This is a genomic window from Mesorhizobium sp. LSJC285A00 (assembly GCF_000503155.1).
In the GTDB taxonomy this organism is placed as follows: Bacteria; Pseudomonadota; Alphaproteobacteria; order Rhizobiales; family Rhizobiaceae; genus Mesorhizobium.
Map to the genome: position 1 here is coordinate 1 of NZ_AYVK01000046.1, position 22,407 is coordinate 22,407.

The 22,407-nt window shown below is 59.2% G+C and carries 16 protein-coding genes and 5 pseudogenes; 20 read left to right on the forward strand and 1 reads right to left on the reverse strand.

All coding sequences use genetic code 11. The annotated features are described in order from the left end of the window. Positions 1-428: 428 nt before the first annotated feature. The 18 genes and pseudogenes from X726_RS1000000169770 to X726_RS142030 all read left to right on the forward strand — a co-directional run. Positions 429-755, forward strand: a pseudogene (locus X726_RS1000000169770) (integrase core domain-containing protein); the annotation flags it as partial. A gap of 216 nt (positions 756-971) precedes the next feature. Beyond that, positions 972-1,298 (forward strand): helix-turn-helix transcriptional regulator, encoded by a 327-nt coding sequence (locus X726_RS0136405; RefSeq protein WP_031215439.1) that lies wholly within the window; start codon positions 972-974, stop codon positions 1,296-1,298. After that, positions 1,273-2,523, forward strand: a pseudogene (locus X726_RS01000000167535) (HipA domain-containing protein). Before X726_RS0136405 ends, X726_RS01000000167535 begins: the two are co-directional and overlap by 26 nt. Before the next feature lie 475 nt (positions 2,524-2,998). After that, positions 2,999-3,892 carry a nitrogenase iron protein gene (nifH, locus tag X726_RS142075; protein WP_023706403.1) on the forward strand — a complete coding sequence of 298 codons (894 nt, stop codon included), beginning with the start codon at positions 2,999-3,001 and terminating at the stop codon, positions 3,890-3,892. A 98-nt stretch (positions 3,893-3,990) separates the two neighbouring features. Next, a complete protein-coding gene (nifD, locus tag X726_RS142070) occupies positions 3,991-5,493 on the forward strand; it encodes a nitrogenase molybdenum-iron protein alpha chain (RefSeq protein ID WP_023672803.1) in 1,503 nt (500 codons plus the stop codon). Between the two features lie 125 nt (positions 5,494-5,618). Then, positions 5,619-7,160 carry a nitrogenase molybdenum-iron protein subunit beta gene (gene nifK, locus X726_RS142065; protein ID WP_023672804.1) on the forward strand — a complete coding sequence of 514 codons (1,542 nt, stop codon included), beginning with the start codon at positions 5,619-5,621 and terminating at the stop codon, positions 7,158-7,160. 55 nt (positions 7,161-7,215) lie between these two features. After that, complete coding sequence (locus X726_RS1000000169775; RefSeq protein WP_084630909.1) at positions 7,216-10,098, forward strand: bifunctional nitrogenase iron-molybdenum cofactor biosynthesis protein NifEN; 2,883 nt, start codon at positions 7,216-7,218, stop codon at positions 10,096-10,098. Continuing rightward, positions 10,064-10,561 (forward strand): nitrogen fixation protein NifX, encoded by a 498-nt coding sequence (gene nifX, locus X726_RS142060; RefSeq protein ID WP_023672806.1) that lies wholly within the window; start codon positions 10,064-10,066, stop codon positions 10,559-10,561. Before X726_RS1000000169775 ends, nifX begins: the two co-directional genes overlap by 35 nt. Positions 10,562-10,578: 17 nt before the next feature. Continuing rightward, complete coding sequence (locus X726_RS142055) at positions 10,579-11,058, forward strand: NifX-associated nitrogen fixation protein (protein WP_023672807.1); 480 nt, start codon at positions 10,579-10,581, stop codon at positions 11,056-11,058. 27 nt (positions 11,059-11,085) lie between these two features. Next, complete coding sequence (locus X726_RS142050; protein ID WP_023672808.1) at positions 11,086-11,865, forward strand: response regulator transcription factor; 780 nt, start codon at positions 11,086-11,088, stop codon at positions 11,863-11,865. A gap of 100 nt (positions 11,866-11,965) precedes the next feature. Next, positions 11,966-12,847, forward strand: a complete 882-nt coding sequence (locus tag X726_RS142045; RefSeq protein ID WP_023672809.1) for a universal stress protein — start codon at positions 11,966-11,968, stop codon at positions 12,845-12,847. A 1,305-nt stretch (positions 12,848-14,152) separates the two neighbouring features. Then, on the forward strand, positions 14,153-15,322 hold the full coding sequence (locus X726_RS142040; RefSeq protein ID WP_031215441.1) for a TlpA disulfide reductase family protein: 1,170 nt from the start codon (positions 14,153-14,155) through the stop codon (positions 15,320-15,322). Positions 15,323-15,652: 330 nt separating this feature from the next. Further along, positions 15,653-16,099: pseudogene (locus X726_RS01000000167540) on the forward strand (DUF269 domain-containing protein). Between the two features lie 64 nt (positions 16,100-16,163). Then, the gene (locus tag X726_RS1000000169780) at positions 16,164-16,328 is read left to right on the forward strand and encodes a CCE_0567 family metalloprotein (protein WP_348626780.1); all 165 of its coding nucleotides are present in this window, start codon (positions 16,164-16,166) and stop codon (positions 16,326-16,328) included. A 10-nt stretch (positions 16,329-16,338) separates the two neighbouring features. After that, on the forward strand, positions 16,339-16,656 hold the full coding sequence (gene fdxB / locus X726_RS142035; RefSeq protein ID WP_023672812.1) for a ferredoxin III, nif-specific: 318 nt from the start codon (positions 16,339-16,341) through the stop codon (positions 16,654-16,656). 41 nt (positions 16,657-16,697) lie between these two features. Next, positions 16,698-17,009 (forward strand): exopolysaccharide production repressor protein, encoded by a 312-nt coding sequence (locus tag X726_RS1000000169785; RefSeq protein WP_245272168.1) that lies wholly within the window; start codon positions 16,698-16,700, stop codon positions 17,007-17,009. A gap of 387 nt (positions 17,010-17,396) precedes the next feature. Further along, positions 17,397-18,155, forward strand: a pseudogene (locus X726_RS1000000169790) (pyridoxal-phosphate dependent enzyme); the annotation flags it as partial. 360 nt (positions 18,156-18,515) lie between these two features. Continuing rightward, positions 18,516-19,361 carry a radical SAM/SPASM domain-containing protein gene (locus X726_RS142030; protein ID WP_031215443.1) on the forward strand — a complete coding sequence of 282 codons (846 nt, stop codon included), beginning with the start codon at positions 18,516-18,518 and terminating at the stop codon, positions 19,359-19,361. A gap of 246 nt (positions 19,362-19,607) precedes the next feature. On the opposite strand, the pseudogene X726_RS1000000172015 reads toward X726_RS142030, so the two are convergent. Continuing rightward, positions 19,608-19,676: pseudogene (locus X726_RS1000000172015) on the reverse strand (6-carboxytetrahydropterin synthase QueD); the annotation flags it as partial. 575 nt (positions 19,677-20,251) lie between these two features. Here X726_RS1000000172015 and ectB point away from each other — a divergent pair. Together ectB and X726_RS142020 are read left to right on the forward strand one after the other, a co-directional pair. Next, entirely contained in the window at positions 20,252-21,553 is a 1,302-nt protein-coding gene (gene ectB, locus X726_RS142025; RefSeq protein ID WP_033001996.1) for a diaminobutyrate--2-oxoglutarate transaminase, read from the forward strand. Beyond that, positions 21,501-22,343, forward strand: coding sequence for a hypothetical protein (locus X726_RS142020; protein ID WP_023672817.1), 843 nt, complete (start codon positions 21,501-21,503; stop codon positions 22,341-22,343). The genes ectB and X726_RS142020 overlap by 53 nt, the downstream gene beginning before the upstream one ends. Positions 22,344-22,407 lie beyond the last annotated feature (64 nt).

The window sequence follows — 22,407 nt, forward strand, 5'->3', positions numbered from 1 at the left end:
CCGCTGTCGCATCGAGGATGCGAACCAGTCGGCCTTTGGCCAAACCTGCATCCTCGCGCTTCAAAAGGTGCCCAACAACTGCTGCAGCCATGGTCCTGCATTGCGCAGCCGGCCAAGCAACGCCACGTCCGAAATGTCGGCAATCCCGCTCGCCGCCGCCCAGGCCACGACGCCCGCATGCCAACCTTGCCAAGGCAGTAATCCAGTGTCAGGCGCAACAGGTCGCTCGCCGACCTGACGCCCCGCGGGCGCAGGAACGCCTTCGTCTCGCGGGCGCTCTGCGTGAGCAAATCTTCGCCGCCGAGAAGCTCAATCGTCTCGGCCCAGCCGTCATCAACAAGCGATTCGTGTGTCATCGCAGTGTAGAATCACACCCGATTCCGCAGGGCAATACCTATTTTAGCGCCTATGCCGTAAAGGGGGGCAGGCTCATCCATCACGGCGATAGAGGCCGCCCAATACGTCTCTATCAGATACACCGAGCGCCTGGCGGAGGCCGGCGTCGAGCCTTCGGTAGGCAGCGTCGGCGACAGCTACGACAATGCTCTCGCCGAAACGATCAAAGGCCTTTACAAGGCCGAGGTGATCCATCGACGCGGACCATGGCGCAACTTCGAAGCCGTCGAGTTCGCTAGCTCGGTTGGGTCGATTGGTTCAACAATCGCCGGCTGCTGGAGCCCATCGGCAACATCCCGCCGGCCGAAGCCGAGGAACGCTACTACGCCATGCTGGATGACACAGCCATGGCCGCGTGACTCAAACGAAACGGCCTCCGGAAAACCCGGTGCGGTTCAGTTCTCGGAGGAACGACGTTGCCGCGCGGCGCTAAAGGGAGAGAGGAGGATTGATCTCTTTCCAGATCATTTTCTTCACGTATGATACGCAAACAGATCATGAAAGTATTGACTTGTCGCTGGATGAGATACCTTTTCGTACCATCGCGCATTGGAATAGATCGTATAGGTAGCATAATGGACTCTGAATCGGAAATTCTACGGGAAATCGCTGGGCTTTTCAGGCAGGTGAGGTTGGCCGCTGCGATGACGCAGAAGCAGGTCGCTGATTTGGCGGGTATATCCCGTCCCCGATATCGCGACATCGAAAAGGGAGCCGCAGCCGCGCGTGCGACTACGCTCATGAATATCGCTCGCGCGCTCGGTCTGGAAATGATGCTGGTTCCGCAAGCCATGGTGTCGGCTGTCCAGGCTCTATTGCGTCCGCACGATGATGACGATCGACCCGCCTTTGTTTCTCAACCTGACGATGACGATCATGGCTCCAGTCTTTCGCGAACCTAAGACGATCCCGTCGCTGGACGTGCTCTTGAATGCAGTGAAGATTCGCACAATCGTCAGGACGCCGGGCGATTTCAATGCGTTCAACTTCGATGACGCCTACCGCGCGACAGGCGGCTTTCCGGTTCTCAGCCTGTCGTTCGGGCAGCGACGGGAGGATTGCGGAAAGATCCAAAGCCTCTGCCAAGCGCCTTGCCCGCTTTCTTCGCGAACCTCCTGCCGGAGAGAAATTGCGGGAGGCGATGGAAAGGCATCACGAAGGCAATGTGCGGCCAGGCAATGATTTCGATCTTTAGCGGCACTGGGCGCCGATCTGCCGGGAGCCGTACGGGCGTTGCCCAGTGACGGCGCGATAGCAGTTTCGAAGGATGGCTCAAAGGATCACTCCAAGGCACGGTTCTCGCTTGCCGCCGTGCAGATGAAGCTGTCGCTCATGAAGAACATTGGAAGGCGGCGGCCTTACCTTGCCGATGGACGACGAGCAGGGCCGGTACATTGCCAAGTTCCCTTCGACGGCGTTTCCGGGCGTTTCCGAGAACGAATTCGCCAACCTGGCGCTGGCAGCAGCAATCGGCATGGAGGTTCCTGAATGCGAACTGGTCGAGAAGTCCGATTTTGAGGGCGTTTCCGAAGAATTCAATACGCTGTCGGAGGGCAAGGTCCTTCTCGTCAAACGCTTCGATCGCGGCGCCGGTGGCGAGAGGATACACATCGAGGATTTCGCTCAGGTCTTCGGTGTCTACCCCTCGCGCAAATATGAGGGGCCGCTTATCACGACATAGCCATGGCTCTTTGCGTGGCCGTCTCGCCTACGGCGGCTCTCGTTTTCGTCCGCCGCCTGGCACTGAGCGTCATCACCGGCAATGGCGACATGCACCTGAAGAATTGGTCTTTGATCTATCTCGGAAACGGCGACAAGCCGGCGCTTGCACCACTCTACGACCTCCTCTCCACCGTTCCATATATTCCCGCCGACGCCATGGCGCTGTCGCTTGGAAGAGAGCGCTCGTTCAAGGCGCTAGCAGCACCGCGATGGAAAGCATTTGCGAACCGCGCAAGGCTTCCGGAGCTGGCAATCCTAAAGGCAGTGGTCGAGACGGTCAAACTCGTCAACGAGTACTGGTGGCATCTGCCTGAACGCGACGTTGTCGCAGCGAAAGTGCTCGAGCGGATGGACGAACATGTGAAGGCGATGAGGCCGATACTGAACTCCTGCGCCGATAAGTGAGCCAAGTCCCCTCGGGTTGCTGATATAGCGGAACTTTCCGCCCGCGGCCCTATGGATGGCCGTGGATCGAAGGTATGCCAGCGTGGCACAACATTCCGCGGAGTGTCCACGAGGACACGCGTGAGCAAGCACGTCAACTCGCCGGAACAGACAGCATCCCGCAATTCACCCAACAGGATCGAGCTGCTGTTCGTCCACTTCAACATAACGATGCGGTTCAAACGAATGCGGTGACTGAGGATCGCGATCCGACGCTTTGTGTCGGCAATGTCGCGTCCGCTACACGGGCTGTTCCGACAATCCTTTCTTGGAACTCAAGCTAAACCCCTGTAAATCAACGATAAAATTATCCTTCGGCTCGACCAGCCAAATTGGCACGAGTCTTGAGATCCTTAGGTGCGAGGCGGCTACAGCTGCCCGACCGGCATTCATGTCGCGGCAGCCGCGATGAATGGAACGAAGGAAGGAAAGCTACATGTCAGGTTTGCGTCAGATCGCCTTTTACGGCAAGGGCGGCATCGGCAAGTCCACCACCTCCCAAAATACGCTCGCCGCCCTTGTCGACCTCGGGCAAAGAATCCTCATCGTCGGCTGCGACCCCAAAGCCGACTCCACCCGCCTGATCCTGAACGCGAAGGCGCAGGATACCGTCCTGCATCTCGCGGCAGAGGAAGGTTCGGTGGAAGACCTGGAACTCGCGGACGTGCTCAAGGTCGGGTACAAAGGCATCAAATGCGTGGAGTCGGGCGGACCCGAGCCGGGTGTCGGCTGCGCCGGCCGCGGCGTGATCACCTCGATCAACTTCCTCGAGGAGAACGGCGCCTACGACGACGTCGACTATGTCTCCTACGACGTGCTCGGGGATGTGGTGTGTGGCGGTTTCGCGATGCCGATCCGCGAGAACAAGGCCCAGGAAATCTATATCGTCATGTCCGGCGAGATGATGGCGCTCTACGCCGCCAACAACATCGCCAAGGGTATCCTGAAATACGCCCATTCGGGCGGCGTGCGGCTCGGCGGCCTGATTTGCAACGAGCGCCAAACGGACCGCGAGCTCGACCTCGCCGAAGCGCTGGCTTCCAGGCTCAATTCCAAGCTTATCCACTTCGTGCCGCGCGACAACATCGTCCAGCACGCCGAGCTCAGGAAGATGTCTGTGATCCAGTATGCGCCGGACTCCAAGCAGGCCGGGGAATACAGGGCGCTGGCCGAGAAGATCCACGGGAATTCGGGCCAGGGCACCATCCCCACCCCGATCACCATGGAGGAGCTCGAGGACATGCTGCTCGACTTCGGCATCATGAAGACGGACGAGCAGATGCTTGCCGAGCTTCAGGTCAAGGAAGCGGCTAAGGCGGCCGCGCAGTAGCGACCGCTGCCGACATGAGGCGCCGCCTGACCTGGTGCGCCTTTCAAAGAACAGCGCCTCGTCGGTGAGGCGTCACCCTGAACCTTGAAAGGGGTCCCATGAGCCTGGAATACGAGAATGACGGTGCCCTCCATGCGAAGCTTATCGAGGAGGTGCTGTCCCAATATCCCGACAAGTCGGCGAAGCGCCGCAAAAAGCACCTCAGCGTCGCAAAGAGCGGCGACGAGGCTGGCGAGGAAAGCGAGGTCCTTTCCGAATGCGAGGTCAAATCGAACATCAAGTCCATCCCCGGCGTGATGACGATTCGCGGCTGCGCCTATGCCGGCTCGAAAGGCGTGGTGTGGGGTCCAGTCAAGGATATGGTCCATATCTCGCACGGCCCGGTCGGCTGCGGGCAATATTCCTGGTCTCAACGCCGCAACTACTACGTCGGCACGACCGGCATCGACACGTTCGTCACGATGCAGTTCACCTCCGATTTCCAGGAGAAGGACATTGTTTTCGGCGGCGACAAGAAGCTGGAACGGATCATCGATGAGATCGAGGAACTGTTTCCGCTGAACAAGGGCATGACTGTGCAGTCCGAATGCCCGATCGGCTTGATTGGCGACGACACCGAAGCTGTGTCCCGCAACAAGGCCAAGCAGCACGAAAAGACAATCGTGCCGGTGCGCTGCGAGGGCTTCCGCGGCGTCTCGCAATCCCTCGGCCACCACATCGCCAACGACGCGATCCGCGACTGGGTGTTCGAGAAGAAGGACGTCGAGTTCGAAGCCGGCCCATACGATGTCAATGTGGTCGGCGACTATAATATCGGCGGCGACGCCTGGGCTTCGCGCATCCTGCTCGAGGAGATGGGTCTGCGCGTGGTCGGCAACTGGTCGGGCGACGCTACGCTGGCCGAAATAGAGCGAGCGCCAAAGGCGAAGCTAAATCTCATCCATTGCTACAGGTCGATGAACTACATCTGCCGGCACATGGAGGAAAAGTATGGCATCGCCTGGATGGAGTACAATTTCTTCGGCCCCTCCCAGACCGAAGCCTCTCTGCGCAAGATAGCCAAGCACTTCGGGCCGGAAATCGAGGCCAAGGCCGAGGCGGTCATCGCCAAATACCGGCCGCTGGTCGAAGGGGTCATAGCCAAGTACCGCCCGCGCCTCGAAGGCAGGACGGTGATGCTCTATGTCGGCGGGCTGCGCCCCCGTCACGTCGTCACGGCATACGAGGACCTGGGCATGGTGATCGTGGGCACTGGCTACGAATTTGGCCATAACGACGACTATCAGCGCACCGGCCACTACGTGAAGAAGGGCACGCTGATCTATGACGACGTGACTGGTTACGAGTTGGAGAAGTTCATCGAGGGGATCCGCCCTGATCTCGTGGGCTCCGGCATCAAAGAGAAGTACCCGGTCCAGAAGATGGGCATACCGTTCCGTCAAATGCATTCCTGGGATTATTCAGGCCCGTATCACGGCTACGACGGCTTCGCCATTTTCGCCCGCGACATGGATCTGGCCATCAACAACCCGGTCTGGGGCCTCTACGACGCCCCCTGGAAGAAAAAAGCCGAGCCGTCGGCGGCGATTGCGGCCGAATGAAGAGCCTGGCCTCCCGGAAACCGGGAGGCCGTGAACGCCTGTGGCCGCTTGTCCGCGGGAGACCTGAAACTTTCGACGTCCCTGTGCCGCCGTATGGCGGGCCAGATGGAAAGAGGTAACCACCCATGCCGCAGTCGGCTGAAAAAGTTCTCGACCACGCGCCCCTGTTCCGCGAGCCGGAATACAGGCAGATGCTTGCCGAGAAGAGGCTGAATTTCGAATGTCCGCACCCGGACCAGGTCGTTACCGACCAACGCGAATTCACCAAGACGTGGGAATACCGCGAAAAGAACCTTGCTCGCGAAGCGCTTGTCGTGAACCCCGCCAAGGCCTGCCAGCCGCTCGGCGCGGTGTTCGCGGCGGCAGGCTTCGAGCGAACCATGTCCTTCGTCCACGGCAGCCAGGGCTGCGTCGCCTATTACCGCTCGCACCTGTCGCGCCATTTCAAGGAGCCTGCTTCGGCGGTTTCCTCCTCGATGACCGAGGACGCGGCAGTGTTCGGCGGCCTGAAGAACCTGGTCGACGGGCTCGCCAACACGTACCAACTCTACGACCCGAAGATGATCGCCGTCTCGACCACTTGTATGGCGGAGGTCATTGGCGATGACCTGCACAGCTTCATCGAGAACGCCAAGGACGAAGGCTCGGTCCCGCGCGACTTCGACGTCCCCTTCGCCCATACGCCGGCCTTTGTCGGCAGTCATGTCGATGGCTACGACGTCACGCTCAAGGGGATTTTGGAGCATTTCTGGAAAGGCGAGGAGCGAACGGAAGCCGAGGGGACCATCAACGTCATTCCGGGCTTCGACGGATTCTGTGTTGGCAACAACCGGGAACTCAAGCGCCTGCTCGACCTGATAGGCGTGTCCTATACCTTGATCCAAGACGCCTCTGACCAGTTCGACACGCCGTCCGACGGCGAATACCGCATGTATGACGGCGGCACGAAGATCGAAGACGTGAGGAAGGCACTCAACGCCGAGGCGACGCTGTCGCTGCAGCATTACAACAGCCGAAAAACACTAGAGTATTGCGAGGGGGTGGGGCAGGCGACGGCCTCGTTCCATTACCCGCTCGGTGTAAAGGCGACTGACGACTTCCTGATGGAGGTTTCCGCGATTTCCGGTAAGCAAATCCCGGAGGCAATTCGCCTCGAGCGGGGCCGACTTGTCGACGCCATGGCGGACAGCCAATCGTGGCTGCACGGTAAGAAATACGCCATTTACGGCGATCCGGACTTTGTCTACGCCATGGCCCGCTTCATCATGGAGACGGGCGGCGAGCCGACCCATTGCCTCGCCACCAACGGCACGTCGGCATGGGAAGCGGAGTTGAAGGAACTGCTTGCATCATCGCCCTTCGGCAAGGATGCTCAAGTCTGGGCGGGCAAGGACCTCTGGGCGATGCGCTCGCTGCTCTTCACCGAGCCGGTGGACCTGCTGATCGGCAACTCCTATGGCAAGTATCTGGAACGCGACACGGGCACGCCGCTGATCCGGCTGACGTTTCCGATCTTCGATCGCCACCATCACCATCGGTTTGCGCTGATGGGCTACCAAGGCGGGTTGCGCGTGCTGACGACGATCCTCGACAAGATCTTCGACAAGCTCGATCGCGAGACAAGCGAGACGGGCGTGACGGACTATTCGTATGACCTCACCCGCTAAGCTTGACGTCGGCTTTGGCCGGTCGTCTTCCCGAGGGACTTTGGAGACCGACGCAATGTCCTTGCTCAGAGCCAAAATCCAGGATGTCTTCAACGAGCCTGGCTGCGAAAAGAACCGTGGCAAGGATGCCAAGGCGCGCAAGGAGGGCTGTTCGAAGCCACTGACCCCTGGGGCGGCGGCCGGCGGCTGTGCCTTCGATGGCGCCAAGATCGTGCTGCAGCCGATCACCGACGTTGCGCATTTGATCCATGCGCCGCTCGCCTGCGAGGGCAATTCCTGGGACAACCGCGGTGCGGCTTCGTCCGGGCCAGCCCTGTGGCGCACAAGCTTCACGACCGACCTCACCGAACTCGATGTTGTGATGGGGCAGGGCGAGCGGAAGCTTTTCAAAGCGATCCTCGAGATCAAGGAAGCGTATGGGCCGCCGGCGATCTTCGTTTATCCGACCTGCGTGACGGCGCTGATCGGCGACGACATCGAGGCCGTCTGCAAGCGCGCGGCGGAAAAGTACGGCTTGGCCGTTGTACCGGTCAATGCGCCGGGCTTCGTCGGCTCCAAGAATCTCGGCAACAAGCTTGCCGGCGAGGCGTTGCTCGAGCATGTCATCGGCACGATCGAGCCCGACGATGCCGGCCCTTACGATATCAACATTCTTGGCGAATTCAACCTCTCGGGCGAATTCTGGCTGGTGAAGCCGCTGCTGGATCGGCTCGGGATCCGGGTGCGCGCCAGCATTCCGGGTGACGCGCGTTACTTCGACATTGCCTGCGCGCACCGCGCCCGGGCGGCTATGGTGGTGTGCTCGACCGCGCTCATCAATCTCGCCCGCAAGATGGAGCAGCGCTGGGGCATCCCGTTTTTCGAGGGCTCCTTCTACGGCATCAGCGCCACGTCTGAAGCGCTCCGACAAATGTCTCAGCTGCTCGTGAAGAAGGGTGCCGATCCGGAGATCCTCGGCCGCACCGAGGTATTGATTGCAGAGGAAGAGGCGATCGCTTGGAAGAGGCTAGCGGCCTACCAGCCGAGGCTCGCAGGCAAGCGCGTGCTACTTAACACCGGCGGCGTGAAGTCCTGGTCGGTCGTCCATGCGCTGATGGAGATCGGGATCGAGATCGTCGGAACCTCTGTCAAGAAGTCGACCGTCGAAGACAAGGCGCGCATCAAGCAGATGCTCAACGACGACAACCACATATTTGAGCAGATGGCGCCGCGCGAGCTCTACGCCATGCTCTCAGAACGCAAGGCGGATATCCTGCTGTCGGGCGGGCGAACGCAATTCGTCGCTCTGAAGGCCAAGACACCCTGGCTCGATATCAACCAGGAGCGCCAACACCCTTACGCCGGCTATGACGGCATGGTGGAACTCGTACGCCAGATCGACATCGCCATTCACAATCCGATCTGGGCGCAGGTGCGGGAGCCGGCACCATGGGATTGCCAGCCTACGGTGAGGGAGGAACGGCCGCTCACGAGAAGCGAGACCCTGACCTTGCATGCTGTCCAGGAATTCGCGGGCACGACGGCCAACGATTTCGGCGAGTGTCGAGGAAAGCCGATAGTCCGCATCCTTCCCCAGACCAAAGCGGCGGCGGTCAATCCGCTGAAGTCATCGCAGCCATTGGGTGCCGCCTTGGCCTTTCTTGGCGTCTACGGCGCGATGCCGTTGTTCCACGGCAGCCAGGGGTGCACCAGCTTCGCGCTCGTGCTCTTGGTGCGACATTTCAAGGAAGCCATTCAGTTGCAGACAACCGCGATGGACGAGGTGGCAACGATCCTCGGCGGGCCAGACCATCTGGAAGAGGCTATCCTCAACCTCAAGGCCCGCATAAAGCCAACGCTGATCGGGGTTTGCACGACCGCACTTGTGGAAACCCGGGGCGACGACTGCGCAGGAGATATCGCCAATATCAGGCTGAAGCGTACCAAAGAACTCGCGGGTACGGAGGTGGTGCTGGCCAACACACCGGATTTCGATGGCGCGATCGAAGAGGGCTGGGCCAAAGCTGTCACCGCGATGATCGAAGGGATTACACGGTCCGGCGAGCAGGCCCGGCAATCGAAAAAGATCGTGATCCTGCCTGGCTGGAACCTCACTGTGGCTGACATCGAGCATTTGCGTGAGATGGTTGAGAGCTTTGGACTGAAGCCGGTGATTTTGCCGGACGTCTCCGGCTCGCTCGACGGTACGGTGCCCGACCGTTGGGTCACGACCACCTATGGCGGCACCAGCGTCAAAGATATCCGCGAGCTAGGCACGGCCGAGCGATGCATTGTCATCGGCGAGCATATGCGCCGCCCGGCCGAGGTGCTGCAGGGGATGACCGGGGTTTCTTACGTGCTGTTCCGGTCGTTGACTGGATTGAGGGACGCCGACCGGTTCGTCTCGTTGCTGTCTACGGTTTCGGGCGCGGCGGCACCGTCTGGGGTGCGCCGTCAGCGGTCGCAGTTGCAGGACGCGTTGCTCGACGGACATTTCCACTTTGGAGGCAAGAAAATTGCGATCGCTGCTGAACCAGACCAACTCTACCAACTCGCGAGCTTCTTCATCGGCATGGGCTCCGAAATCGCGGCGGCGGTCACAACGGCCGCTAAGTCGAAAATTGTGGAGGAAGTACCGGCGCAGTCGGTTCAAATCGGCGATCTCGGCGATTTGGAAGCTCTTGGCGCCGGCGCTGATCTTCTCGTTACTCATTCCCACGGCCGCCAGTCGGCGCAGCGCCTCGGCATCCCGCTCATGCGGGTCGGCTTCCCGATCTTCGACCGGCTCGGTGCCCAGCACAAGCTCACAATCCTCTACCAGGGGACCCGCGACCTGATCTTCGAGGTTGCCAACATTTTTCAAGCAAACGGGCGAGCGCCGACGCCTGAGGCGCTTGATCCCCTCCGTAAGCGAGAAACCCCAGATGAGCTCCGTCCGTCGCCTCTCGCTCGTCACTGACCAGGTTCACGCACCGACGCCGGAATGCCAAGCCGGCGCATTGCGCGTGGCCATCGCCACGCAGGACATGAAGAACCTCAACGCCCATTTCGGGTCGGCCAGGCGCTTTGCTGTCTACGACGTGATGCGCGAGGAGTGGAATCTCGTGGAAGCCGTGGCCTTCGATGATGTTTCCGACGAGAGCGGGAAGCACCGAACTGAGGGCTACGACCGCATCACCCCGAAGGTGGAGGCGCTAAAGGGCTGTCATCTCCTGTTTTGTCTGGCGATCGGCGGACCTTCGGCAGCCAAACTTGTTTCCGCAAAGATCCATCCGATCAAAGTGCCGCAGCCCCAGACCATCCAAGAGGTGCTGTTGCGCACGCAGATGATGCTCAGGACGTGTCCTCCCCCTTGGCTGCGCAAGGTGCTGGCGCAGGCAGGTGTCGCTGAACAGAAACCCTCCTTCGAGGGCGAAAGCTGAAATGAGGAGTGGGCGAAATGTTTGAAGCCGCTGTTAGCACTGCCGCCACCGAGGACGAGGCGGCCCTTGCCGCCCCGTTCGTCAAATGCCTCGTGCGGCTGATCCGTGCCAATGATTCCCACGGGTCATGGGAAGGCAAATCGGACGCCGAGCTGCTGGGCGACTTCATCATCACCAGGGAACAGCGCCGTGCAATTCCAATCGTCGGCGATCCCGATCCGGACGTGCTGTGGAGGCTCGATAAGTTCTACACCGCCGTCGGGCTTGCGATTGAGGAACGCTCCGGCCTGATGGCATCGCCGATGATGGAGATAAGCCACGAGGGCTTCGGGCGCGTGCTCTTCACGGCCGGGCGACTGGTCGTTCTGTCCAAGACCCTGCGCGACGTCCATCGGTTCGGCTTCGAGACGTTCTGGAAACTCGCCGCGGCCGGTACCCAACTGGCCGGCGATGGCACCGCAGCCATTGAGGCTTATCCCGAGGTGGCGCGGGCGTGATGGAGCCGATTTTCGATAGAGGGCATCATGTCAGGCCTTGAGGACATGCGAGCCCTCTCAATCGAGGCGGTCGAGGCCGATATGGCTCTTGGGGTAGCGCTGATGAAGCCAGTGGTACTGATCTGTTCGCAAGATGCCGAGTTGTATCTGTTCCTCAGCCACATTCTGGGGGTGGACGGCTTCACGAGTGAGCCGGCAGGCGGCGTGAAGGAAGCACTTGCATTGGCCGATCAACGGGAGCTCCAGGCGGTAGTCCTGGACTGCGCGCCAGCAAGCGCGGCAGGCTCCACAATCTGCGCCCGGTTCAAGGGGGAGCCCCGGACCGGCCGTCTGCCCGTCATTGCGTTGATCGCGCCCGGCGCCGAGAACCAGCACCTCGATCTCTTGAAGGCAGGTGTTGACGAGAGCTTTGTGCGGCCCTTCGCACCAGCCAAGCTGCTTGACTGTCTACGCACGAAGTTGGCGCTGCCACAGCCGGGTTCAAACGGGATAAAAGACGGCAGCTGGCTCTGTTGCGGCAGCCTCGAGATGAAGCTCGATGCTCACCGGGTTCGAGGTAATGGCCACGACATCCATCTCGGACCTCTCGAATTCAACCTGCTGCGGCAATTTCTTGAGGCTCCCGGCAAGGTCTTCAGCCGAGACGAGCTGATCGACGCGGCCTGGCCGGACAATATCCATGTCGGTGAACGCACTGTCGACGTCCATATCAGCCGGATCAGAAAGGCGCTGAAGGCGGCCTCGCCAGGTAGCGTCATTCATACCGTCAGGTCTGCGGGCTACTCGCTCGAGAAGCTGGACGACTGAATCGCGAACGGACGGTGTGCCACTCTCCATCTTCGTTGGAAGGCAAGTCTTGCGGTTCGAAAACGCGCTACGGGCGCGACATCTCAGGGGAAGCAGTCAGATGGCCTTCAAGAAAATACTCAGTGTGACGGGAGCTGACCATTCCGATCAGGACGTGGCAATAGCTGCTCGCTTGTGCGCCGAGGTCGGCGCGTATCTTTCCGTATTAATTATATCGCCTCCGCCGCTCCTGATGTCGCCTCCGCTTATTGGGTCCCCTCCGCCGTTGGGCGGTGGCATCGCCGAGTGGTCTAGACATCGCGCACACCACATTGCCGCACGGGAATTTTCACAGGACATGGTCAACCTGGAAAAGACATTGAGGGAAATTCACAAAGTGCTGAGAGCCACGTGGCGCTGCTATGATGTCGACACCGAACACTGCGACAAGGCTGGCGTCGGTGACGCGGTGCGGCAGCGGGCGCTCTGCACCGACCTGACAATCGTCGGCCCCGCACTTCTCAACGAGACTAGTCTCGGACCCCTTGTTATCAACGGCAGCTTGTTCGATACGGGAAAGCCGGTGCTTGTCGTCCCGGAGGGCGCTGAGGCGACTCTGTCCCCACGGCGCGTCCTGGTCGGCTGGGATTCGCGAGTCGAGGCGTCCCGTTCGGTTCGGGAAGCGCTGGATCTGCTATCCGGTGCTGAGGAAGTTCGTGTCGCAGTCGTCGATCCGGAGGCGACCTGCACCGGAAACGGCGCCGAGCCGGGAGCCGATATCGCTGCCTATCTCACTCGGCACGGTGCTAGGGTTTGGGTCGACCGGCTGGCGAGCCGCGGCAAACCGGTAGCCACGGTGCTAGCGCAGCACGCAATCGACACGTCTGCCGACGTGATCGTCATGGGCGCTTATGGCAGCCGCCGGCTGCGCGAGCGGCTCTTCGGTAGCGTGACAAGATGGATAGTTGGCAAGCCGCCATTGCCGCTGTTTTTGGCCCGCTGACGGGTTCTGAAGTGGCACCGACGCTGTTCCAAGCTCTACTCCGCTGGTCACCTACCCTGATACCAAGTCGCAGGAAGGTCGCCGCAAACGAGCAGGTTTCGCGAGCAACTTGCGAGCGCCGTCGCGAAGAACATTCCCGGACGCCTCTAACGCGCTCGGTGTCTGCTCGCCGAGCCAACCTGTAACGCCGCATACAATGGCCGGGCAGAGGCCCAAGCCTCCTCAATGCGCTCAAACCAGCGATACTCGAGCCGGCGTCGGGTCGAGAAAGATAGTCGTTTCAGCGCGGCAGGCTGCGTTCGAACCATAGCCTCATCGTATGGGCGTTATCACGATTTCCTTCACCATTGGCGGGGAACGGAAGACGGCAACGACCGTGCAGCGGGCAAAGGCACCGACCTTCGAGTCCGACAGTCGGGCTCTTGCCGGCCCTCGGCGCGAACGGTGGCATCAATCACGTGTCATCGCCCTGGGATGGTAGCCGGGTCAGCGACGGGGGCGGCCGCATCTTCGGCGTTTTCATACTGCCCGGCCCACCGCGTGGCGACCGAGCGGCCTTGAGGCCGGTCAATTCCGACAGCGCTCACATCGCACCATGTGGTCCTTGTAGGTCCTGCCAAGGGACACAGAACAACAAAAGTAGGACCGGTGAGAGTTCACCGGCCCGGCACAGGCCGGCATTCATCCTGGCCCTCTTCGCCACAATCACATCTGACGATGACGGTACTCGACCCGCAGCCGAACATAACCGGCTTCTTCGTGAAACTCTGGCGTTGCGAGCCAGGAATTCAAGCGCAAAGCGGAAGAGGTAGGGCAGAGGCGATGCTCGGAGGGAGCGGCCCCTGCAATCGCAATGGCGTTCCGCTGAGCGACCGGAACGGGAAGAAGCTCAAGCAAGCCTTGAGGCGGACGGTGATGACGTGGCTGGCGCTAGCCAACGCAGTCATGATGTCCATCTGTTCGTCCCTATATGTCGAGACGTCCGTGGCCACGCTTCTGTGCCGACGCGAAGCGGGTGATGCGTGTCCAAGACCTGACAATGGCAGAAAACATGTCGCGACTAGTACAACCGGCTCTAGTCGCCCAGGAGCTTTTTTAAATACAATCAAGCGTTTACTGCACGCTGAGCGCGTTGGCACGGCCTTTGCGAATTGAGATTCAGCAACACTGACTGAGGCTGACTGCACGCAGATGCGCAAGACGAGCGATGCTCTCCCTTCCTCGAACCCGCGTGCTCCGTCTCAAAAGGGGAACAAGCTCGCGCATAAGGTCACGCGACCTTTGGCAACAGCTTTGGAGAGCGACTTGGTGTTGCAGATGGGGTCACCGGCTCCTTCAATCAAAGTGGAGGACTGGCTGCGTGGCGAGCCCCTTGCGACCTTCCAGCGCGGCAAAGTCTATATCGTCGAATTTCGGGCAACTTGGTGCGAACTACGTGCGGCGGAGATGCTCGAGCTGATGCAGCTACAGGAGAAATACAAGTACAGCGGACTCGAGATCGTCGGGATCGCGGCTGATGAAGACGTTCCAACGGCCGTCGAGGCCCGGACCAAGTTGGACGCGTGGTTGGCCGAAAAGTGCCCGGATCTGAATCATCGGATTGCGTTCGACTTCACAGGCGAAATGAAGAAGCTTTGGAGGGAACCCAGCTTTTGCGTCGGGGTTCCGACCTCGTTCGTAGTCGACCGAGACGGCTGCATCGCCTTTATCGGTCATCCGAGCCAACTAGGTGAGGTTTTGCCGAAAGTGCTCAACGGCAGCTGGCGTACCAGCAACAAAGCGAAAGCGGCCGATCAGCAGCGGATCGCAACAAGCGAACCCCTGGCGCGCGGACAAGCGTTGAAGAAGCCGATCGATGACAGGTTCTGGGCGGCGGTGAAGTTGGAAGATTGGAAGACGGCGCTCTGGGCTATCGAAGAGGGCATTGCCTTGATGCCGGACGACCTCAATTTCCGCCTGGCCCATGCGCATCTGTTGCTTCAAAAAATGCAAGACATGTGGACCGGCTTGCCCGCGATGCGCCAATTGGCTCGGGACGCGATCGACAAAAATTCCGAGGATTGGATGGTTTCGGCGCTAGACCAACTTTTCCATCCGGCCAATGACCATTCGCGCCTTCCCCCTGCTGAGCGCTTCGCGATGGGCAAGGAGCTGTCCGAACACATCCTGGCGCTAAATCCCCCGCCAGGCGACAGTCCTAAGTTCCGGTCCTATCCCGCGGTCGCCCGGTACTATCACGAGAACGGCAACAATGATCGCGCGATCGAGTTGGTCGAACTGGCACTGACGTCGCTGGACGGCCCGGAGCCTATCCCAGCCGAATTGAAAGAGCAGCATCTGCCGGATTTGCTGCAGGCCCTCGCCAGGTACAGGGGTGCGAAGGCTTGTTGCGGCGCTCTCTTTGCGGCTCCGCAAAACAGTTTCCCCAAGGTGCCAAATCGCGGTCGGCCGAGGAAGAAAGATAAAAAAGGGTAATTGGTCGAAATGGCTTACTGGCCGATTCGTCCATTTCCCTGGCGTGCCCGCAGGAAGGAGGTCCATGCAGCACTTGGTCCATCGTTTGCAGCAGGATGGAGGCTCGAATCTTCATGGCCTCCCGCGTTGCGGCGGAAGCGATCTTCGACGCGAATTCGCGTGGAAGACGTCGCAGTCAAGGACGTGTTCAAGGTCGGCCCGAGGGACATCAATTGCGTGGAATCAGCGGGGCCGAGCCAAGCATCGGCTGCGCAAGTGTGCCCGAAGTAGGCGCCCCAGAAAAAAGACATCGTGCTTCGAGGAAGAGGACTGAAATGAGCAAAAGGCGAAATGTCTGATGCCGCGGTCAGCCTAGCTGTCAACGAGGACGAGGCGGCCCTTGCGACCCCGTTCGTCAAATGCCTGGTGCGGATGATCCGTGCTCAGGAGTCCTACTGCTTATGGGAAGGCAAATCTGACGCCACGCTGCTGGCCGACTTCATCATCACCAGGAAAGCGCCAAGCGATCCGTGGCATGGGCTACCCCGATCCGGACGTGCTGTGGAGGCTCGATTTGTTTTACACCGCCGTCGGGCTTGCCATTGCAGAGCGTCTCCGCCCGGTGACATCGCCAATCGTGGAGATGAAACCGTAAGGACTTCGGGCCGTCCTTTTCATGGTCGGGCAACTCGTCTTTCTGTCCAGACGTCCATGGGTTCGGCTTCGAGACGTTCCAGGAAGATCGAGGAGGCCGGTACGAAACTGGTCGACGATTCGACTTCAGCCATCGAAGCTTAGCCCGACGTGGCACGGGCGTGAAGAAACCGATTTCGAGGAAGGATTTATGTGAAAGCTAGACGAGATGGCGAAGAAAGTCCGAAGGCTTCAGCTGCGCGCTTTGCCAAGATGCAATTGCGACCTTGCAGAGGATCTCCCGGGAAAATGGACTGAGATAGAGGAAGTTGCTCAGGAAAGTCGGCGGTTTTTTCCGAGTTGGATGGTGCCAAGAGAGCGCTCGCTGCAATGAAGAAGTTACGATGACGAACACATTTATCACCCGCGACGGCTCCGGATGGGTGCCGGAATATCTCACCGCTATAGACGGCACGACCTGCATCGGCTGCGGCCGCTGTTTCAAAGTCTGCTCTCGCGAGGTCATGCATCTTTACGGCGTCGATGACGCGGGTGAAATCCTCGGCGCCTGCGACGGCGAAGACGACGATTTCGATGGCGAGCTCAATCGCATGATCATGGTCGTGGATCATGCTGGCCGCTGCATTGGCTGCGGGGCCTGCGCCCGCGTCTGCCCGAAGAACTGCCAGACCCATGTTGCGGCCGATCAGGTCGCAGCGTGATCTGAGGAGACAAAACCAGGAGAACGGCGTTGCCCTTTAGAATGTTTTGTCGAGTCCTAGGGGTGGTGCTGTGCAGCACCGCACTGACTGTCTACTTCGCATCTCATTCAATCGGCACAGTAGTCGTCACCACCCTGGCTTGTTCCCTGCTCCTTCAGCTGGCGTATTTCGCAAGCGTGCTCTTTCTGATCTGGCGGTCTGGCTGCGATAGCCGAGTTGGCCAGAGGGCTGAGCATTTCGGCAGTCCCAAGGAAGTTGGATCCGAGACGCCAGACCTTAATGAGGTGACGAATGAATCCGCAGATTTGCTCCAGCGCGATCAAATGCTGGCCATATCGCTGCTGCTGCCTTGAGGTGCCATGACAAGGTCAGTGCTCAAGCTGGCACCACTTTGGAATAAATATTGAGAAGATATTCGAAGGAATACTTTGCTTGAGAAGTCGATGGCGACCGCGATCAGGTCACTCTGGTTTAATCCAGGAGAGGCAGTTCGTGAATGCCATATTGGTAGCCGCTCGCAGTATGCCGGCGTGCGGTTGCAACCCTCAATGGCGTACTTTTGGGCGTCGGATAACACAGACGACGCAAATCAAAGACGCCTCTAAAGTGACTCGTGCATGGCTAATTCAGCTCCATCGCGTTCCGGAGAGACAATGCTGCAAAAGTTCGAACGCTATCGCTCACCTTTGGGCCCACGCCCTTCGAGAGCTCGACCGCCTCTCCCAGCATCTGGGGGGCAGGGCGGAAACAAGCCGCGCAAGCTCGAATACATCATTCCCGACGCGATCGCGTCAAATGCCGATAAGCTTGTCTCCATCGGCGGCGTGCAGTCCAACCACACGCGGATGGTCGCCGCGGTCGTCGGCAAGATCGGCATGAAATGTCTCCTGGGTCAGGAGAGCGGGGTACCCCATGAGGACACCGTCTACGACCGGGTCGGCAACATTCTCTTGAGCCGGATTATGGGAGCAGAGGTGCGCGGCAGGGGCCTCAGTTCAGAAATATGGCGGGCTTGGGTACGTCGGGTTCGCGGAGGAGGTGCGCGCCCAGGAGAAACAGCTTGGGTTTGCCTTCGACTACATTGTCGTTTGCACGGTCACGGGCTCGACGCACGCCGGCATGCTCGTGGATTTGCCAAGGACGGTCGACAGCCCAATCTCCTCGGTATCGAGCTTCTGCCACCCCCGCCCAAACCAGGGCGCAGGTGCTAAACATTGCCCGGTATACTGCGAAGCTCGTCGACCTTGGCACGGAAATCATCGAGGATGACGCGGTGTTGCTCGAGGGGTACGCGTCTCCCTGTACGGCCTTCCGTCCGAGGAAACCAGGAGGCCATCCGCCTGTGTGCGCGGCTCGAGGGTCTAATTATCGATCCCGTCTACGAGGGCAAATCGATGCAAGGGATGATCGACCTCGTCCAGAAAGGCTGCTTTCAAGAGGGATCGAGGGTGCTCTACGCGCACCTCGGCGGCGGGCCGGCCATTAACGGTTTCAGTTACACCTTCCTTCCGCAACGGCTGACGCTCGACAGCTTGCGATTTCGCCGTCCTGCGTGCCGGCGATGCGCCCAAAGTTGGTTCCAGGGCCGCCCAGCAAACCGAGGGCGCCCGCGGTTAATTAGCCGCTAAACGCGAAGCTGACTGAGTTGATCTGGAAATTTTGATCGATGGATCGTTTGCTGAGGAAATCAGTTCGCTTAGAGTATCATCGTGGCATATTAGACCAAGTTGACAGGTAAATATACAGGAGAAATAAATCAATGTGGCTGCCGAAACAATTTCCATGGATTTAACCAAGTAAGTTGTAGTATTATGGAGTTCGTGATTGGCCAATACCCAAGAAGAGTGGAGGAATATCCGATGATCTTACAGGAACTGGGCTCTGCCGTTCCCGGCGGCAGGGTTTTAGAAATAACGACGACCACCGGCTGCATCGTCGGATGTTCTTATTGTCCGCAGGACAAGTTCGCCCATCGGCAAAGGGCGGTTTCTCATGTGAAGCATCTTCGTCTTGAAGATTTCAAGCGATGTCTGGCGCGCGTACCAACTTCCGTCGACATTAGTTTCGCCGGATACTCCGAGCCTTGGCTCAATCCGGATTGCACCGAAATGGTCGAGCACGCTTACGCCAGAGGCCATGGCATCCGGATTTTCACGACGCTTGTAGGAATGAAGGGGCGGGATCTACACCGCTTGCAGGCGCTGCGCTCAAGGGTATTCGTGGTCCATGTTCCCGATGATGGCGCATACATGAATAGCCGTCTTGTCGGAGACAAGTATCTCGCTTTGATTCGTCAAGTGGTCGACGCAGACATCGCCTCGATTCGGTTTATAGTCCTGGGCGAGGTCCATCCGGATATCGCCGAGATAATCCCCGCCGAAGCGCTAGTTCGCGCGCGGCCTCTGAGCAGCAGGGGTGGAAGCGTCAATCCGAAGATCGTCGAACCACGGCAGCCAGTCGTCGGCGCGCTGACATGCGTTGACGGACGGCAGTATCGAAATGTTCTTCTCCCAAACGGTGACGTTACGCTCTGCTGCATGGATTTTGAACGGCGACACGTATTGGGCAATCTTCTGCGCGACGAATACGCAGATCTTTTTGACGGGCCAGTTTTTAGCCAAATCATCGACCGCATGGATGGGACGGATGGCTTTCTGCTTTGTAGGATGTGCGAATATGCCCATCCAAAGGCGTCCGCATGCTGACTGGAGGTCGGCAAACCGCCTGAAAACGCGAGCGAATGTCGATCCTCCTGAGACTGCATAAGGCAGGCCGCCTCCATCTGCCTCGCGTAAATCCGGTCGATGGAGTAGTCCCCTATTTTTACGCGGCTTCGACAGATCCGGTGGTCGCATCTCCCAGCACCAAGCTGTCTGGCACACTTAAGAGGGGGGAGAACCGGCTTAGTCTGATCCCACAATATCCTCCGCTGTGGGCTTTTCGAGACCCTAATCCTCGTTCAGGCAGAGTTGGTCGAGACGCTTCAGAAGCGGTCCGAAAGCGGCCCCGACATCAAAGAACGTCGATGATCGCCGCTACGTCGCACGCTCGCTAGAGCGCTGTTGAGGGCGCGCTCGCGAGCGGCTTCCCTACCGCCGAGCTACGCTACCGGCCGGGCACGACGGTTCGTGTTGCTGCCGAAGGCCACCTTAACATGCTGCTGTATGGCAGAAGCGCTGTACACATGAGGCGCCGCCAGCGCAAGCCTATGATTTATTGATAGGCCCTTTCGCGGGCGCTGAGCGGATAAGTCAACTACCAGATGCCGTAGTATCGCCGCCTGCTCCAAAACTCTAGAACTGAGTTCGTTCCAACGCATAGACGAGAGATATCGCCATGCAGAGCAACGTGAAGCGGGGGAGGTTCCGACGGCGTCAGTGCAGTTGAGCTGCCGCGCGAGTCCGGTCTCCCTTTTGGCGCGGACCTTTTTGAGGAGAGTGTCGGCATTACGGACACATTCCTGGGAGGTCACGACCGTCCAAAGTTCCGCCTGGACCGTTCCGATCTTCAGTGAAACTGAAAACAACCGCAACCGATCAAACGCATTTAATCACTTGCTCGTTGAACGCGGCACGACATGCAGAGGGACCCTGAAATGAACAGCGACGTTTTTGCAGCTCATGAGTCTAACGTTCGTCGCTATGGGCGATCGTTTCCCGCGGTCTTTACGAGAGCCCTTGGGGCGACAATCTGGGACGAGGCCGGCAACCCATATATCGATTTCCTCGTAGGGTCGGGCGCCCTCAACTACGGACACAACAACCCGAATATTATTGCACCGGCAATCGAATATCTCGTCGGCGAGAACATCCTTCTGTCGCTCGACATGTATACGGCTGCGAAGCGTGACTTTATTGAAGCGTTTGTTGATTCGATCCTGAAGCCCAGAGGCCTCTCTTACAAAATACAATTTCCTGGGCCGACCGGCACAAACGCAAACGAGGCGGCGCTGGCCCTGGCGCGAAAATATACCGGCCGCCCTAGCGTAATGGCCTTCTCGAACGCGTTCCATGGCATGTCGCTTGGCTCTCTGGCGGTATCGGGTTCGGCGTCAACTAGGGATCTGGGCGGCGTCGCTCGCCACGATGTGATCCGTGTCCCTTATGACGGATATCCGAACCAAGATTTCGATTCCGCGGGCTACATAGACTTCGTATTGGGCGACCCAGGGAGCGGCATAGAAAAGCCCGCCGCAATCATCCTGGAGACCATCCAGGCAGAAGGCGGCATGAACGCCGCATCCGCAGCTTGGCTTACAGAAATTCAGCGGATTTGCCGTAAGCACGGCGTGGTTTTGATCGTCGACGACATTCAGGCAGGTTCGGGACGAACGGGCGATTTCTTCTCGTTCGAGTTCGCGAAAATCGAACCCGACATCGTGTGCCTGTCGAAGTCCCTAAGCGGTTCAGGTAGTCCGTTCTCGATTGTTCTCATTCGCCCCGAAATAGACATATGGAAACCCGGAGAACATAGCGGGACTTTCAGAGGCAACAATCTCGCCTTCGTGACTGCAGGAGCGATGTGCAAAATGTGGTCCGACGGACAGTTTACTAAAGGCGTTGAGCGGACAGCTGCCAAACTGCAAAGACAGCTGGACAGCCTTGTTGCGAAATTTCCCAAGTGCATCGAACAAAAGCGCGGTCGCGGTCTGATGGCCGGCCTCAAGTGCCGTTCGCAGGCCGTTGTCGGCCGTGTGCACGATGTCGCGTTCGAAAATGGCCTGCTGATCGAATCTTCAGGACCAAATCGCGACGTCATCAAAGTCCTCCCGCCGATAACCATCACCGATGACGAACTCGATCATGGCATCGCCATCCTTGATCACGCACTAAAGGAGCAAGCCAATGGAGACCAATCAAGTATCCCAAGCCCCAGCCACCTCGCCTGTTGCGATTAGAGAACGAACCGGCTCGATCAGCACTGCGGACATCATCTCAGTCCTGAAAGGTGAGATCACCGCTCTGCACATCAGGCAAGCATTCAGCACCGAAATAGCCGAGGAGATCACCGCGAACTTCAGTGGCAGTCCCGGTCTCAAGGAGCGTAAGGATGGCGTTCCCGGACAATATGTCGGCGCATCCCACTACAGGAAGGATGCAGCCACCTATTTCGCAGAGGCGGAAACTGCGCGACCGTACGTCGACGCGCTTTTTGAGAATCTGGTTGATCCGGTCCGAGCATTGTTCGACGCGTTGAAGCGCGACCTTCGCAAACAGGGCATTGAATTGCGGCTGGCCCGTTCGGAGCATGGTCAGGCTAATGTTTCTCGCGCTCTCAGTTGGTCTGGCAGCGGCACGTTCTCCTTGAACCCCCACGACGACGTCGCTCAAGTGTTATGTGCTGGGAACGATTACGAGCTTTCTGCGGTGGCGCACAATACCGTCGCAGCACTCAACTTCTATCCCAGCATGCCCGAGGAAGGTGGCAATCTGCGGCTCTGGAGCCACAAGCCGACAGTCAAGGACCGAAAGTCGCAAGGTGTGGAGACTACGGGCTATCCCTATTCGGCAGCCTATCTCGAGGGCGTTCCTTGTCGCGACTTCCAGCTCAGGGCGGGGGATATCGGCTTGATCGATGGCGGTTTCGTTCACGGGGTCACCGGTCAATCGGGCAACGGAAAGCGTCGCCTGGTGTTGAACAGCTTTTTCGGGTTTGCTCGCCCGGATCTTGTTCTCTGGTGGACCTGAAGTTGGACGTCGTAACGACCGAGCGGCTCCCGCCGACATGTGTCACATCGGTCGAACGCGAGGG